This is a genomic window from Streptomyces sp. NPDC049970 (assembly GCF_040660235.1).
Classification (GTDB): domain Bacteria; phylum Actinomycetota; class Actinomycetes; order Streptomycetales; family Streptomycetaceae; genus Streptomyces.
On sequence record NZ_JBFALP010000012.1, the window covers coordinates 76,759 to 91,992 of the forward strand.

General features: G+C 73.4%; 14 protein-coding genes. 7 read left to right on the forward strand and 7 right to left on the reverse strand.

Annotation, left to right across the window (positions count from 1 at the left end; translation table 11 throughout):
- Positions 1-14 precede the first annotated feature (14 nt).
- A complete protein-coding gene (locus AB0I83_RS21285; RefSeq protein ID WP_363305726.1) occupies positions 15-3,320 on the reverse strand; it encodes a BTAD domain-containing putative transcriptional regulator in 3,306 nt (1,101 codons plus the stop codon).
- Between the two features lie 123 nt (positions 3,321-3,443).
- On the opposite strand from AB0I83_RS21285, the gene AB0I83_RS21290 reads away from it, so the two are divergent.
- On the forward strand, positions 3,444-4,256 hold the full coding sequence (locus AB0I83_RS21290) for a site-2 protease family protein (RefSeq protein ID WP_363305727.1): 813 nt from the start codon (positions 3,444-3,446) through the stop codon (positions 4,254-4,256).
- A gap of 12 nt (positions 4,257-4,268) precedes the next feature.
- Here AB0I83_RS21290 and AB0I83_RS21295 read toward each other — a convergent pair whose 3' ends face one another.
- Both AB0I83_RS21295 and npdG read right to left on the reverse strand, forming a co-directional pair.
- Entirely contained in the window at positions 4,269-4,457 is a 189-nt protein-coding gene (locus tag AB0I83_RS21295) for a hypothetical protein (protein WP_363305728.1), read from the reverse strand.
- Between the two features lie 80 nt (positions 4,458-4,537).
- A complete protein-coding gene (gene npdG, locus AB0I83_RS21300) occupies positions 4,538-5,248 on the reverse strand; it encodes an NADPH-dependent F420 reductase (RefSeq protein ID WP_363305729.1) in 711 nt (236 codons plus the stop codon).
- 118 nt (positions 5,249-5,366) lie between these two features.
- On the opposite strand from npdG, the gene AB0I83_RS21305 reads away from it, so the two are divergent.
- Complete coding sequence (locus AB0I83_RS21305) at positions 5,367-5,969, forward strand: hypothetical protein (protein ID WP_356533165.1); 603 nt, start codon at positions 5,367-5,369, stop codon at positions 5,967-5,969.
- A gap of 123 nt (positions 5,970-6,092) precedes the next feature.
- Here AB0I83_RS21305 and AB0I83_RS21310 read toward each other — a convergent pair whose 3' ends face one another.
- The gene (locus tag AB0I83_RS21310; protein WP_356533166.1) at positions 6,093-6,329 is read right to left on the reverse strand and encodes a hypothetical protein; all 237 of its coding nucleotides are present in this window, start codon (positions 6,327-6,329) and stop codon (positions 6,093-6,095) included.
- A gap of 58 nt (positions 6,330-6,387) precedes the next feature.
- Between AB0I83_RS21310 and map the strand changes: the two genes are divergently transcribed.
- Positions 6,388-7,245 (forward strand): type I methionyl aminopeptidase, encoded by an 858-nt coding sequence (map, locus tag AB0I83_RS21315; protein WP_363305730.1) that lies wholly within the window; start codon positions 6,388-6,390, stop codon positions 7,243-7,245.
- Positions 7,246-7,452: 207 nt separating this feature from the next.
- Entirely contained in the window at positions 7,453-8,118 is a 666-nt protein-coding gene (locus AB0I83_RS21320) for a biliverdin-producing heme oxygenase (protein ID WP_363305731.1), read from the forward strand.
- A gap of 21 nt (positions 8,119-8,139) precedes the next feature.
- Here the strand turns inward: AB0I83_RS21320 and AB0I83_RS21325 are convergent, their stop codons facing one another.
- The 3 genes from AB0I83_RS21325 to AB0I83_RS21335 all read right to left on the reverse strand — a co-directional run bounded on the left by AB0I83_RS21325 (position 8,140) and on the right by AB0I83_RS21335 (position 11,955).
- The gene (locus tag AB0I83_RS21325; RefSeq protein ID WP_363305732.1) at positions 8,140-8,883 is read right to left on the reverse strand and encodes a PhzF family phenazine biosynthesis protein; all 744 of its coding nucleotides are present in this window, start codon (positions 8,881-8,883) and stop codon (positions 8,140-8,142) included.
- Positions 8,884-8,975: 92 nt separating this feature from the next.
- Positions 8,976-10,508 (reverse strand): HtaA domain-containing protein, encoded by a 1,533-nt coding sequence (locus AB0I83_RS21330; protein ID WP_363305733.1) that lies wholly within the window; start codon positions 10,506-10,508, stop codon positions 8,976-8,978.
- A 49-nt stretch (positions 10,509-10,557) separates the two neighbouring features.
- Positions 10,558-11,955: an HtaA domain-containing protein gene (locus AB0I83_RS21335; RefSeq protein WP_363305734.1), complete on the reverse strand. Its 1,398-nt coding sequence runs from the start codon at positions 11,953-11,955 to the stop codon at positions 10,558-10,560.
- A 110-nt stretch (positions 11,956-12,065) separates the two neighbouring features.
- Here AB0I83_RS21335 and AB0I83_RS21340 point away from each other — a divergent pair, with 110 nt between their 5' ends.
- The 3 genes from AB0I83_RS21340 to AB0I83_RS21350 are packed head-to-tail and all read left to right on the forward strand — an operon-like array spanning position 12,066 to position 15,051.
- On the forward strand, positions 12,066-13,136 hold the full coding sequence (locus AB0I83_RS21340; protein ID WP_363305735.1) for an ABC transporter substrate-binding protein: 1,071 nt from the start codon (positions 12,066-12,068) through the stop codon (positions 13,134-13,136).
- Complete coding sequence (locus tag AB0I83_RS21345) at positions 13,133-14,215, forward strand: iron ABC transporter permease (RefSeq protein WP_363305736.1); 1,083 nt, start codon at positions 13,133-13,135, stop codon at positions 14,213-14,215. The genes AB0I83_RS21340 and AB0I83_RS21345 overlap by 4 nt, the downstream gene beginning before the upstream one ends.
- Positions 14,212-15,051, forward strand: a complete 840-nt coding sequence (locus AB0I83_RS21350; protein ID WP_363305737.1) for a heme ABC transporter ATP-binding protein — start codon at positions 14,212-14,214, stop codon at positions 15,049-15,051. The genes AB0I83_RS21345 and AB0I83_RS21350 overlap by 4 nt, the downstream gene beginning before the upstream one ends.
- Positions 15,052-15,234 lie beyond the last annotated feature (183 nt).

Here is a 15,234-nt window from a genome sequence, read left to right on the forward strand (position 1 = left end):
GTGATCCGCGGGCCTCAGTCCCGGTGTGCGTCGAAGAGGGCGGTGGCCTCCTCCTGGGAGAGGCCACCGCCCTCGGCGTACGCGGCCGCGTAGCCGGCGTCCCCGAGGACGCCGCGGGCCAGTTCCTCGGCCACGGCGTAGTCGTCCCGCTCCATCGACGTCGGCACGTGCTCGTCGGGCAGCAGCGCGCGTACGGCGCCCAGCAGCCGCGCCGCGAGGGCGGCCCGGCGCTCACCGCCGAGCCCGCCGAGCGCCCGCGCCGCGGTGACCAGGTGGAGCACGCTCATCTGCGGCGCCACCATCTGCGACAACCGGTCGTCGGCCCGTGCGAGCGCCTCCCGGCTCCGGGCCAGGGCGTCCGCGTACCGCCCCTCCTGGTTGTCCAGCCGAGCCAGGCCACCCAGCACGAACGCCTCGAAGAACCCCACGGACGAGGCCCCGAAGTCATCTTGCAGCACGGCGAGTTGCTCACGGGCCTCGACGGTACGGCCGGACATGCCCAGCCACATGGCCAGGAAGAACCGGGCGAACGCCGTCGCCTCGTGCCCCGAGCGGCGCCCCTCGACGAGCACCTCACGGAGGATCACCTCGCCCTCCGCGCCACGGCCGAGCTCGACCAGCGCGGAGGCGTACCGGGTGCGGAGCACCAGCACCTGGGCCCGGGCACCGAGCCGCTCCGCATAGCCGATCGCGGCCTGGTAGTCCTCGGCCGCACGAGCGTGGTCGCCCTTCTTCTCGTTGGCCTCACCGCGCGAGGAGAGCGCCTCCGCCGCACCCCAGTCGTCGCCGAGCCGGCGGAAGATCTCCAGGCTCTCGTCGGCGTCCCCGTGCGCGGCGTCCGCCCGGTCGGGCCGGTTGGCCAGCACGTTGGCACGCATCTGGAGCACGGCGGCCAGCTCCCAGTCGTATCCGAGCTCCCGTGCGGCGCCCACCGTCTCGTCCAGCAGGCCGCGCGGGTCCGCGACGTCACCGGTGAGCATGACGGCGAACAGCCAGAGCAGACCGGGGCTGCGGCAGGTCTGCGGCTGGCCGGCCCGGTAGGTGGCGGCGATGACCCGCAGGCGTGCCATGCCTGCCTCGTCGGCCCAGACGTCCATCGCGTGGTCCAGGCTGGCCATCTGGATCAACGCCACCTGGCGCCGCGCCTCCAGGAGCAGTTCGGGGCGCATCGGCGGCGGCGCGTCGGTGCACCGTTCGGTCAGCGAGGGCGCGGCACCCGCGGTCGCGCCGAACGGGTCGGGGCCGAGCGCGGCGGCGGCTTCGGCCCAGTGCAGGGCGTCGCCGCGCAGATCACGCATCTGCCAGTACCACGCGAGCGAGAGCACCATGCTGAGCGACTCCTGCTCGTCGCGAGCGGCGACGGCGTGCCGCAGCGCCGTGCGCAGGTTCTCGTACTCGCGCTGGAGCAGTTCGAGGGCGGCGAGCTGTCCGGCGCCGCGGAGTTCGGGGTCGGTCGTGCGGACCAGCTCCCGGTAGAAGGCGAGGTGCCGCCGTTCGACGGCGTCCCGCTCCCCCGCCTCGTCGAGGCGTTCGGCGGCGTACTCGCCGACGGTCTCCAGGAGGCGGTAGCGCATCCGGCCGTCCGCGGCGGGGGCCGCGACGACGAGGGACTTGTCGACGAGCGAGCCGAGAGCCCCGGCGACGTCGTAGGCGTCCCGCGGCCGGTCCGCGCAGACCACCTCGGCGGCGGCCAGGGTGCAGCCGCCGGAGAAGACCGCCAGCCGGCGCAGGGCGGTGCGTTCGTCCTCGTCCAGCAGGTCCCAGGACCAGTCGACGACCGCCCGCAGGGTCTGCTGGCGCGGCAGCACGGTGCGACTGCCGCTGGTCAGCAGGCGGAAGCGGTCGTCGAGGCGGTCTGCGATCTGGCGGGCGGTGAGCATGCGCAGCCGGGCGGCGGCGAGTTCGATCGCGAGCGGAAGCCCGTCGAGGCGTCGGCAGATCTCGGCGCAGGCCGCCGCGGTCCGCTCGTCCGCGTCGGCCCGGAAGCCGGACAGTGCGGCGGCCCCGCGGTCGGCGAGCAGGCGCAGCGCCATCGGGTCGGGCAGCGGGTCGACCGGCCGCACGAACTCACCCGGTACGCCGAGGGGTTCACGGCTGGTGGCGAGGACGGTGAGCCCGGGGCAGCGGGCCAGCAGGTGGTCGGCGAGGGCCGCGGCCGCTTCGACGAGGTGCTCGCAGTTGTCCAGGAGCAGCAGCATGCGGCGCCCGGAACAGTGCTCGGTGAGCCGGGCGAGCGGTTCGCCCGCGCCCCGCTCCGCCGCCCGGAGCTCCTCGGCGCCCGCCCCGCGCAGCACGGTCTCACGGCCGCCGAGCGCGGTGAGGACCGCCTCGGGCACCGCCTCGGGATCGTCGACGGGCGCGAGCTCCGCCAGCCATACGCCGTCGGGCCAGGCGGCCGGATCCGCGGATTCCGCCGCCTCCTGGGACAGCCTGGTCTTGCCCGCACCGCCGGGTCCGAGGAGGGTGACCAGGCGGGCCCGGGTCAGGTCCTCGCGCAGGTCGGCGATGTCCGCCTCGCGCCCGACGAAGCTGGTGAGCCTGGCGCGCAGATTGCCCCGCCGCACGGGGCGGGCGACGGGAGCGGGGGCCGGGGCGGGCGGGTCCTGGCGGAGCAGCCCCTGGTACAGGCCGCGCAGTGCGGGGCCGGGATCGGTGCCGAGCCGGCCGGCGAGCAGGGTGCGCACCTCGTCGTACGCCGTGAGCGCCTGCGCGGTGCGCCCGGCGTCCCGCAGCGCCTTGATGCGGAGGGCCTGCAGGGGCTCGTCCAGCGGGTGGTCGGCGCAGAGTCCGGCGAGCTCGGGCAGTACGTCGTCGGGCCGGTGCTGTGCGAGGACGGCCTCGATCCGGGTCCGGCGCACGTCCAGGCGCCTGGCCTCCCAGCGGGCGCCCGCCACGGCACGGTCCGGCAGGTCGGCGAGGGCGGGCCCGCGCCACAGGGCGAGCGCGTCGTCGAGGGCCGCGAGGGCCCGCACCGCCTCGCCGTCCTCCAGCGCCCGGGCCCCCTCCCCCGCGAGCCGCTCGAAGCGGTGCAGGTCCACGGCGTCCGGATCGGCGGCGAGGCGGTAGCCGTTCTCCGCGGATTCGACCGCGTCCCGGCCGAGCGCCCTCCTGAGCCGGCCCACGAGCGCCTGCAGGGCGCCCGGGGCGTCGGCGGGCGGGTCGCCGTCCCACACCTCGTCGACGAGCACCACGGCCGGGACCGTACGCCCGGGGCGCAGGGCGAGCACGGTGAGCAGGGCGCGCAGCCGCGCCCCGCCGAGGGCGACGGGCGTGCCGTCGGCGCGCAGGGCGCGAGTGGTACCGAGGATGCCGTAGTGCACGGGCCCATTGTCCGTGACGACCCCGTGCTCCGTGGAACCACCACCCTGCCGTGGGACGTTCTCGCCCTGCCACCCGTAAGGTCGGGGGCCTCAACAGCCGTCCAGCCCCCAGGAGTGCCGCAGATGACCACCGCGTTCCGCCGTCCCAGCGACCGGCGGGTCAGTCCGATCTTCCTCGGGATCGTCGCCGTCATGGCCGTCTCGGGCTGGGCGGTGTGGACGGACTTCGCCGAGCAGACCGGTTTCGCGGTCTTCCTGTTCGTCACTGCGGCCTGGGTCGTCTCGCTCTGCCTCCACGAGTACGCCCACGCGCGCACCGCGCTGCACAGCGGCGACATCTCGATCGGGGCGAAGGGCTATCTGACGCTCAATCCGCTCAAGTACACCCATGCGCTGCTGAGCATCGTGCTGCCCGTGCTCTTCGTCATCATGGGCGGCATCGGTCTGCCGGGCGGGGCGGTCTACATCGAGCGGGGGCGCATCCGCGGGCGCTGGAAGCACAGCCTGATCTCCGCGGCCGGCCCCCTGACGAACGTGCTGTTCGCGGTCGTCTGCACGGCGCCGTTCTGGCTGGGCGCGCTCGACGGCGTCCCGCTGTCCTTCCGGTTCGCGCTGGCGTTCCTGGCGCTGCTCCAGGTGACGGCGGCGATCCTGAACTTCCTGCCGGTCCCGGGTCTCGACGGCTACGGCGTGATCGAGCCCTGGCTGTCGCACGGAATCCGCCGCCAGGTGGAGCCGTTCGCGCCGTTCGGGCTGATCGCGGTCTTCGCGCTCCTGTGGATCCCCGAGGTCAACGGGGTCTTCTTCGACGCGGTGGACGCGCTGCTGCGAGGCCTGGGGGTCAGCGAGGTCGAGACGTACTGCGGGCTCGACACCTACCGCTTCTGGCAGGAGTGGTTCGGCGACCAGGACCAGGGCTGCGCGATGATCCGCTGACGCGGTGGACCGCTACCGCGCGGCGGGCTCCGTGCGGGTCTCGGCCTTGTGCCTGCGCAGGTAGAACCACGCCATGTTCGAGGAGAGGCCGGCCAGCAGGACCCAGACGATCCCGAGGAGGCTGCCCTCGGCGAAGGACACGACGGCCGCGACCACGGCGAGGACGCAGACGATGCCGGCATAGAGAGCGAGGCGGGGCATGAGGGCTGGTGCTCCTGTCAGGGGATGGCGCGCGGTCCCGTCCAGTGTCCCTCATGCCCGTCCCGGCTCCGGGCACGGGCTCACACGTCGGTGGTGCGCAGCCCCGCGTGTGCCTTGTAGCGGCGGTTGACCGAGATGAGGTTCGCCACCAGCGACTCGACCTGGTGCGCGTTGCGCAGCCGGCCGGCGAAGACGCCGCGCATGCCGGGGACGCGGCTCGCGAGGGCCTGCACGGTGTCGGTGTCGGCGCGCGCCTCGCCCAGCACCATCACGTCGGTGTCGATCTCCTCGATCGCCTCGTCCTGGAGGAGGACCGCCGAGAGGTGGTGGAAGGCCGCGGTGACCCTGGAGTCGGGCAGCAGGGCGGCGGCCTGCTCGGCGGCGCTGCCCTCCTCGGGCTTCAGGGCGTAGGCGCCCTTCTTGTCGAAGCCCAGCGGGTTCACGCAGTCGACGACGAGCTTTCCGGCGAGTTCCTCGCGGAGCGACTCGAGCGTCCCGGCGTGGCCGTCCCACGGCACGGCGACGATCACGATGTCGCTGCGGCGCGCGCACTCCGCGTTGTCCGCGCCCTCGACGCCGTGGCCCAGCTCGGCGGCGGCCGCCTCGGCCCGGTCGGCGGCACGCGAGCCGATGACGACCTTCTGCCCGGCGCGGGCGAAGCGGTAGGCGAGGCCGCGGCCCTGGGGGCCGGTCCCACCGAGTACGCCGACGGTGAGACCGGACACGTCGGGGAGGTCCCAGGGGTCCTTCGCGGGGGGCTTGGGGGCGCTGCCACTGTCATTCGTAGTCATGGCGCCGACCCTACTGCCAGGTAGGCCGGCCCTCCCGCGAGGTGCCGGGGCTCCCGTTCGGGTGCATTACGGCGATCGGGCTGCCACGGGGGCCGGCGCGGCGGCATGATGCCGGGCCATGGATGCCGTACGTGTCGCCCTGCTGCGTGAGGTGCTCGCCGGGACCGAGTGGCCCGCGGCGGCCCGCGGGTTCGCCCGGACCCTGCGGTCGTCGGTCGTCCCGCGGGACGGCGGGCTGCTGCTGGTGGGGACCGAGGTGTACGAGCCGTGGCACATGGCCGCGCACCTGGTGGACGAGTCCACCTGGTCGGGTCTTCCCCAGCTTCGGCCCACCCTCGTACGCCACCGGGTGGAGCCGGACGATCCGGTGCACCTGGCCGTCGGACTCGGCCGGATCGAGGCGGCCGGGCGTGGCGAGACGCTGCTCGTGGTGGCGCCCGGACGACCGGACGACGGCCTGTTGGAACGCGTGCACGACGCGCGGCGCGCGGGGGCGACGGTGCTCGCGCTGGACGGCGGCGACCAGGAGGTGCGGGGCCTGGCCCACGAGGCGCTCACCGTCTCGGCCGACGACGAGGTGGACCTGGACACCGTGCAGCACCTGGTGAGTGCGGCGGCCGGGGAGAACGGCGCCCCGTCGCCCCGGGGCCGCCGCACCTTCCGCGACCGGCTCTCCCGGCTGGCGGACCAGCTGACCGCGCCTCCACCGGAGCGGTGGTGACCGGGGGCCCGCCCCCGGCCCGGATGCCCGCGGGAACACGGGCCCCTGCCCGCGGCGCGATGGGGCCCCGGGCCGGACTCCCGTCCCGGGGCCCGTACCCGCCGAACGGCCCGGGGGACAGCCTCAGTCCGGGGTCTCGCCCGTCGGCCTGTCCGAGCGGTCGTGCCACTTCGGGTCGTTCTCCCACTCGAGGTTCCGCTCACGCGCCGTGTCCATCGCGTGCTGCGCCTCCTCGCGGGAGGTGTACGGGCCGAAGCGGTCCTTGGCCGGGCACTCGGGCCCTTCCTCGACCTTCTTGTGTTCCAGGCAGTAGTACCATTCGCCCGGTTTGCCCACCGTGCGCTTCTTGAACAGGGCCATCGACGGATCCTTTCCTCGATGCCATGGTGCCCCGAGTGTGCTGGTTAGACTCGCTGACATGTCTGGCCAGTCGCTTCTCGCACCAGGGGAGATCACTCCCGTCCGCTCCGTGCCCGGAAGGATCCGGCGCCCCGAGTACGTGGGCAAGCCCGCCCCCACGCCGTACACCGGGCCCGAGGTCCAGGACTCCGACACGGTGGAGCGCATGCGGATCGCGGGCCGGATCGCGGCCCAGGCGATGGAGGAAGCCGCCAGGCACATCGCCCCCGGGGTCACCACCGACGAACTCGACCGGGTCGCGCACGAGTTCATGGTCGACCACGGGGCGTACCCGTCGACCCTCGGCTACCGCGGCTTCCCGAAGTCGCTCTGCTCCTCGCTCAACGAGGTCATCTGCCACGGCATCCCCGACTCCACGATGCTGCGCGACGGGGACATCGTGAACCTCGACGTCACGGCGTACATCGACGGGGTGCACGGCGACAACAACGCCACCTACCTCTGCGGCGACGTCGACGAGGAGTCGCGGCTCCTGGTGGAGCGCACCCGGGAGTCGCTGAACCGCGCGATCAAGGCGGTGCGGCCCGGACGGCAGATCAACGTGATCGGGCGCGTCATCGAGTCGTACGCGAAGCGGTTCGGCTACGGCGTGGTGCGGGACTTCACCGGGCACGGGATCAACTCCTCGTTCCACTCCGGCCTGATCATCCCGCACTACGACAGCCCGCACGCGACGACCGTGATGGAGCCGGGGATGACGTTCACCATCGAACCGATGCTCACGCTCGGGACCCACGACTACGACATGTGGGACGACGGCTGGACCGTGGTGACGAAGGACCGGAAGCGGACCGCGCAGTTCGAGCACACCCTGGTGGTCACCGGGACCGGTGCGGACATCCTGACCCTTCCGTAGGGTCCCGCTTCACCACGGCGGACACCCGCGCCCGGCGGGCGTCTCCGTCGGCGGACACTTTTACCGACAGACAGTCGGGAACCCGTTGACTTAGGTAAGCCTAAGTAGGAGGATCAGGCTATCGGCGTGCGGTGGCGCGTGCAACTGACGCCGGTATGTACACATCCGCCCGGACTTCCCCGTCCCCTCGGTCCCCGGAGGCCCGCCTTGGACTCGACCGTCACCACCACACCCTTCTCCACGCTCATCCGCACCGCCTCGCACGAGCAGCACACCGAGGCGGAGACCTCGACCTTCATGAGCGACATGCTGGGCGGAGGGCTCGGCGTCGACGCGTACGCGCGCTACACCGAGCAGTTGTGGTTCGTCTACCGGGCACTGGAGGACGGTGCGCAGACCCTGCGCGAGGACCCGGTCGCCGGCCCCTTCATCCAGCCGGAGCTGATGCGCGCCGCCGAACTGGAGCGCGACCTCGCCCACCTCCGCGGCGCGGGCTGGCGCGAGGGGCTGCAGCCGCTGCCCGCCACCGCCGCCTACGCGGCGCGGGTCGCCCAGTGCGCGCGGGAGTGGCCGGCCGGGTACATAGCGCACCACTACACCCGCTACCTCGGCGACCTCTCGGGCGGCCAGATCATCCGCGGCACGGCGGAGCGGACCTGGGGCTTCGAGCGCAAGGGCGACGGGGTGCGGTTCTACGTCTTCGAGCAGATATCCAACCCCGCCGCCTTCAAGCGGGAGTACCGCGAGCTGCTGGACGCGGTGAACGCCGACGACCTGGAGAAGCAGCGCATCATCGACGAGTGCAAGCACGCCTTCGCGCTGAACACCGCCGTCTTCCGCGAGCTGGGCGAGGTCTTCCCGCTCGGCGCGTGACGCCGGCCGCCGACGCCCCGGTCAGGACGCGACCGCCAGAAGGACACGTCCGCCGATCTCCACCATGCCGTCCGGGGCGGGCGCGGTGAGGATCTGGGAGCCCCGGCCCTGAGTGATGTTGAGCGCCCGGCCGAGTTCGGCGCTCAGCAGCATGGCCGCGGCACCGGTCGCCTCGTCCTCGTCCTTGCCCTCATCGACGGTCTTGCTCTCGACGCCCCCGGCGCAGACCCCGGCCCCACCTGAGCGGCTGTCGCCGCACTCGTCATGGCCCCGCTGGAAGGCCCGCGCCCGCACGCGGCCGGCCGCCTCGTCCTCCCAGGCCCAGACGTAGAGCCGGCCCTCGCCGGGCGGCGGCCCGGTCAGCGCCTCGACCTCCGCGACCGACGCGTACCGCTCCAGCGTCCTCGGCGGCGCCCACTCGGGACGGGCCGCGATCCAGGTGAACTCGCCGTCCTGACGGGTGACCACGTCCCCGACCGGCATCTCCAGGACCTCCAGGTCGAGCAGCCAGGCCGCGCCGACGAGCGGATGCCCGGCGAACGGCAGGCGCAGTTCCGGTGTCCGGATGTCGACGGTGCCTCGCTCGGGGTCGTCCACGAACACGGTCTCGCCGAATCCGAGCTTCCGGGCGAGCGCCTGGCGGGACTCGTCGTCGGGGTACTCGCGTCCGTCCCGTACGACCCCGAGCGCGTTGCCGTGCCGGCCGTCCGGTCCGCAGAACACACGCAGTACGTCGATGCCCTCGGGTACGTCGAAGTCGTTCACCCAGGCATTCAAGCACCGCCCGTGCCCCGGCACGCCACGGGGCCGCACCGGCATGGAGCGCCGGTGCGGCCCTGGTGCCGCGGGGACGGGGATCAGACGGTACGGCGACGGCGTGCCGCGATCACCACTCCGGCGCCGGCCGCCACAACGACGCCGGAGGCCGCGAGCAGTGCGCCGGTCGGGACGCCGGAGCCGGTGGAGGCGAGGGAGGCGGAGCCGCCCACGGTGCCGCCGCCGCCGACCGTGCCGCTGCCACCGGTGGTGGATCCGCTGCCGCCGGTGGTCCCCGATCCGCCGGTGGTGGCGGGGAGTTCGGCGTCCTCGTCGAGAGCGACGGAGACGGTCAGGGCGTCGAGCGGGGTTCCCTTTGTGTACATGCCGCCGAACGCCTTCGTGCCGTCGGCGGTCAGAGTGGCCGGCACGGCCGGGAGGGTCACGACACCGTCCTTCGCTGCGAGTTCGCCTCCGGGGAGCTTCAGGTCGGCGACGGCGAGATCGGTGTAGGTGGTGACCTTCTCGGTCTCACGGTCCTTGGCCGAGACGTCGGCGACCAGCGTGCCGGCGCCGCCCCTCACCTTCACTTCGAGTCCGGTGAGCGACAGGTCGAGGGTGTAGGCGTCGCCTTCCTTGTGGCCGAGGAAGCGGACCTTGCCGTCGAACCCGGCTTCCAGGGTCTGCTCGTCGGCGTCGAACCTGCCGGTCGCGTCGGGGAAGCGGTAGCCGTCGCCCGAGGCCGTGGCGCCGCCGGTCGTCTCGACCCTGCCGTTGGCGATGGGGCCGGTGACGTACGAGCGGAAGGACTCCTTGACGCCCCAGTCAAGGGTGCCGTCGGCCAGTGCGCCCCGGTCGGCCGCCGGGGTGGTGGCGGACGTGGTGGGAGCGGGCGAGGTCGGCTTTCCGGTGGGCACGGCGGTGGGCGCGGCGGTGGGCTCTCCGGTCGGCTTGTCGGTGGGCTCCTCGGACGGTTCCTTCGTCGGCTCCTTCGTCGGCTCCTCGGTCGGGGGTGCGGTGACGGCCTTGACGGAGAGCGTGGCCGGGTCGAGCGCCTCCCCTTCCGCGTACATGCCGTTGAAGGCCGCCGCCCCGGTCTTCGTCAGCTTCGCGGGGATGTCCTTGAAGACCATGGCGCCGCCCTCGCCTTGGCCCGGGCGGACCGACGACAGGTCGAGCCGGGCCAACTCGACGTCGTCCGAAGTGCCTTCCGGGGTCTTCAGGTCGACGGTGATGGCACCGGTGGTGCCGCTCGTCGAGACCTTGACGTCCGAGAGCGTGATGTCGAGTACGCCGCCGTGGGCGTTGAAGTTGACGCTGCCGTCGAACGCGGTGTCGGTGGCGTGGGTGGTGGTGTCGTAGGTGCCCTTGCCGTTGCCGAAGGTGAAGGCGCCGTTCCCGGCCGCCCGCGTGGCGCCGTCTCCGACTGTGATCTTCCCCGCGCCGCCGATGTATCTGCGGAACGACTCCTTGAAGCCCCATTCCAGCGTGCCGTCCGTCAACTCCGTGGTGGCGGCGGGGGCGGCGGCGGCCGTGTTGTCGGCCGCGAGCGCGGGCAGGGCGAGGGTGGCGCCGAGGGCGGCAGCGGTGGCGACGGCTGCGGCGAGGGCTATGGGGCGGCGGGTTGCTGCCATTGCTGTGACTCCTGGTGATTCAAGTGATGGGAGAGAGAGGAGAGGTGGTTCAGCTGTTGTTCGCCGTACGTCGGCGACGGGCCACGAGCAGCCCTGCGGCGACGGCGGCGAGCAGCACGGCCCCGCCCCCGACGGCGAGAGCGGTACGGGAGCCGGACCCGGCCGCGGCGGGCCGGGTGGCGGGGGTCCCGGCCGGCCTGGCCGACGGGGTCCTCGACAGCTCGGCCCCGCTGCCCAGGTCCGGCAGCGCGGGCAGTTGTGCCTTCGCGTCGACGGCGACGGCGAGGGAGACCGGGTCCATAGCGGTACCGGCCCGGTAGAGGGAGCCGAAGGCCTCGGCGCCGTCGGCGGTGAGCGTCGTGGGGACCTCGGTGAGGACGGCGAGCCCGCCCTCCGGGGTGAGGCCCTTCGCGGGGAAGGTGACGAGCGGGACGTCCTCGCGGGTGCTGCCCCCGGTGGTGACGTCCGCCAGCAGCGTGCCCCGGCCCGAGGCCACCCGGGCGGTGAACCCTGCGAGTTCGAGGTCCAGCCCGCCCGCCCCGGTGAAGTGGACGCCGCCGGCGAAGGAGGCGTTCAGCTTCCGCCTCCCCAGGTCGTAGCTGCCCTTGCCCTGCGGGAAACGGAAGACCGCCCCGCCGTCCTGGGCGCCGTCCGCCAGGGTCCACCTGCCGCGGCCGATGGAGCCGGTGACGTACTCGCGGAAGGTGCGGCGCACCCCCCAGTCCACGGCGGCGTCCTCGAAACGGCCCGCGCTCTCCTTCTTCTCCGGCACGGAGGCCGAGGGCAAGGGCGCCGCGGACTTCTCCGGCTTCGCCGTGGCCGGGCCCGTCGTGTCGACGGAGAGGCTGACCGGGTCCAGGGGCGTACCGGCCGAGTAGTAGCCGGCGAAGGCGCTCGCGCCCTGCGAGGTCAGCGTCGCCGGGACGTTGTCGAGGGCGACAGGGGTGGATCCGCCCGTCATGTCGATCCCGGAGAGGCCGAGGGTGGCGAGCGGGACCTGTGCCGAGGTGGTGACCCGGCCGCTCCCCCGGTCCTTGCTGACCATGTCGGCGTGGAGGGTTCCGGTGCCTCCGGAGATGCGGACGGTGGGACGGCTGATGGTGAGGTCGAGCTGGTTGCCGCCGCCTGCCTGCTTGTGGCCGACGAAGTGGACCCCGCCGGAGAAGCCGGCCCGGAAGGCGCCGCTCGCGGGGTCGTAGGAGCCCGTCGCGGAGTGGAAGCGGAACTGGCTTCCGCCGACTGTCGCGGCTCCGCCGGTGAGGCTCCAACTGCCTTGGGCGACGGGCCCGGTGACATAGCTCTGGAAGGAGGACTTGATGCCCCAGTCCAGTCGGCCGCCCTGCACCGTGAGGTTCGCCGCATGCGCGGCCGTGGCCGGGAGCAGGGCTCCGAGCAGCACCGCGAGAAGCGCGACGGCGAGCGGGCGGGTGGAGACGGACGGCGGCACGGGAACCCCCAGGGCTGGAAAGTGAGGTAAGGCTAACCTAAGCTAAACCCATCGTGTGCCGGAACCCCATCCGCCACTCCGCTTCCGCGACACCCCAGGACGGTGCACCCGTGCGATTGCCCCAGTACTCCGCCGCGGCGGTCCGAAGAGCCGTGCGCCGGCGCACCGGTGGACCCGGGACGTCGGCCGCCGCGCTGGCGCTGGCGCTGGCCACCCTGACCGGCTGCGGCGGCACGGAGGCGCCGGCCCCGGCGGTCGGTGACGGAGCGACACCGACCGCCGCGGCGGACGTCGTCGAGCCGCTGGCCGCCGCACCCTCGCCGCGCCTGCCCGTCACCGTCCACTCGGCCGACGGCACGGACGTCACCGTCACGTCAGCCGACCGGATCATTCCGCTCACCGGCTCGCTCAGCGAGATCGTCTTCACGCTCGGCTTCGGGAAGCAGGTGGTGGCCCGCGACATCACGGCGACCTTCGAACAGGCCGAGAGGCTGCCGGTGGTCACCCGCGCCCACGACGTCTCGGCCGAGAGCGTGCTCGCACTGCGGCCGACGGTCGTCCTGGCGGACACCACGACCGGCCCCGCGGAGGCCGTCGCCCAGATCCGTGACGCGGGAATCGCGCTCGTCGTCGTCGAACCGGCCAAGGAACTCGCCGACGTGGGCCGCCGGACCGGCACCGTGGCGGCGGCCCTCGGCGTGCCGTCCGCCGGGGACGAGCTCGAAGCGCGCACGGAGTCCCGTATCGCCGCCGTCCGGAAGGGAATCCCTCCTCGGCCCGAGGGCGGCGGGCCGCGTGTCGCGTTCCTCTACCTGCGCGGCTCCGCCTCCGTGTACCTGCTGGGCGGACGGGAGTCGGGCGCGAGCTCCCTGCTCGAAGCGGCGGGGGCGGTCGACGCGGGGAAGGCCTCCGGACTGACGAAGGACTTCACCGCGATCACCGCCGAAGCCCTCGCGAAGGCCGCGCCGGACGCGATCCTCGTCATGAGCAAGGGGCTCGATTCGGTGGGCGGCGTCGACGGGCTGGTACGGATCCCCGGGGTCGCCGAGACACCGGCCGGAATGGACCGCCGCATCGTCTCCGTCGACGACGGGGTCCTCCTGAACTACGGGCCCCGCACCGACCGGGTGCTTGCCGAACTGGTCGAGCAGCTCTACCCGGACGGCGGCGGGAAGAAGTGACCGCCACCTCCTGCGACGAACCCACGGCGAGCGCCGGGAAGGTACGCGCCAGGCGCGGCAGGACCTTCGTCCTCACGGCCGCCCTGGCCGGCGCGGCCCTCGCCTGCTGCCTGCTCTCGGCGGGGCTCGGCGCGTACGGCATTCCGCTCGGCGACGTCCTCTCCTCGGTCCAGCACCGCGTCGGCCTGGGCGGACAGCCGCTGGACCGGGTCGGCGAGAGCGTCCTGTGGAACGTACGGCTGCCGAGGGTCGTCCTCGCCGTGCTCGTCGGCGCCTCGCTGGGCTGCGCCGGGGCGCTGATGCAGGGGGTGTTCGGCAATCCGCTGGCGGAGCCCGGGGTCATCGGGATCTCCTCGGGTGCGGCGGTCGGCGCGGTCGCCTCCATCGCGCTCGGGCTGACCTTCTTCGGCAACTGGACGATCACCGTCTGCGCGTTCGCCTCCGGTCTCGCCACGGTCCTGCTGGTCTACGCGCTCTCCCGCTCCGGCGGCCGGACCGAGGTCGTCACGCTGATCCTCACCGGCATCGCCGTGAATGCCTTCGCGGGCGCCCTGATCGGCCTGTTCATCTTCTTCGCGGACAACGCCCAGATCACCCAGATCACGTTCTGGCAGCTCGGCTCGCTGGCCCAGGCGACGTGGCCGAAGGTCCTCGCCGTACTGCCGTGCGCGGTACTCGGACTGCTCGTCGCCCCCTTCCACGCCAGGCGGCTGGACCTGCTGGCGCTCGGCGAACGCCCGGCCCGGCATCTGGGCGTCGACGTGGAACGGCTGCGGATCGTCCTCGTACTCGTCGTGGCTCTGCTGACCGCCGCCGCGGTCGCCGTCGCCGGGATCATCTCGTTCGTCGGGCTGCTCGTCCCGCACCTGCTGCGGATGGCGAACGGCCCCGGGCACCGCTTCCTGGTGCCCGGCAGCGCGCTCGGCGGCGCGCTGGTGCTGGTGGCGGGCGATCTCGCGGCACGCACCGTGGCCGCCCCGGCCGAGCTGCCGCTCGGTGTGCTGACCGCGCTCTTCGGCAGCCCGTTCTTCTTCTGGCTGCTCCGCAGGACCCGTCGCAGGCAGGGAGGTTGGGCGTGAATCCGTTCAAGGCACTGCGCGCGGCCCGCAGCCGGGAGCTGCCCTCCCGCGCGGCCGTCGGCACCCCTGTAGCCGAGGCGGCCGGGCTGGGTGTCCGGCTCGGCGGGCGGCCGGTCCTCGACTCCGTGGAGCTGACCGTCCGGGCGGGTGAGGTGCTGGCCCTGGTCGGGCCGAACGGCGCCGGGAAGTCGACGCTGCTCGCGGCGCTCGCCGCGGACCTGCCCGCGGACAGCGGCGAGGTGCGCGTCGACGGCCGCCCGGTCGCCGGGTGGTCCGCGGCCGAACTCGCGCTGCGCCGGGCCGTGCTGCCCCAGGCCGCCGCCCTCGCCTTCCCGTTCCCGGTCGAGGACGTCGTACGGATGGGCCGGGCACCCTGGGCGGGCACGTCCCGCGAGGGCGAGGACGACGCCTCGGTCGCGGCTGCCATGGAGGCGACGGAGGTGGCGGAGTTCGCCGCCCGCCCGTTCTCCGCCCTGTCCGGCGGCGAGCGTGCCAGGGTCGCCCTGGCCCGGGTGCTGGCGCAGCGCGCCCCGCTGCTGCTCCTGGACGAGCCGACGGCCGCCCTGGACCTCCGCCACCAGGAACTGGTGCTGCGGATCTGCCGCGAACGGGCGGCAGCCGGAGACGCGGTGGTCGTGGTGCTGCACGATCTGGGGCTCGCCGCCGCGTACGCCGACCGGGCCGTGGTGCTGCGCGGCGGTGCGATCGCGGCGGCCGGGCCGCCCGCCGAGGTGTTCACCGACGCCTTGCTCGGCGAGGTGTACCGGCAGCCGGTCGAGGTGTTCCCCCACCCGCGGACCGGCGTGCCGCTCGTCGTACCGAAAAGGCTTGCTTGACCTCCCCTTGACCTTTCTGTGGGTTTTCCATGAGGCCACCGTGACCGGGGCGTTTCCGACCCGGCCGAGTGAGAGCTGAATCACGCGAACGACGGTTATCGGCAAGGTAAGGCACGGTTAAGTTAGGCCCGCCTCACCTTGTATTCGTCCGCACCACCTCCCCGCTCTTTCACCCTTGTGGAG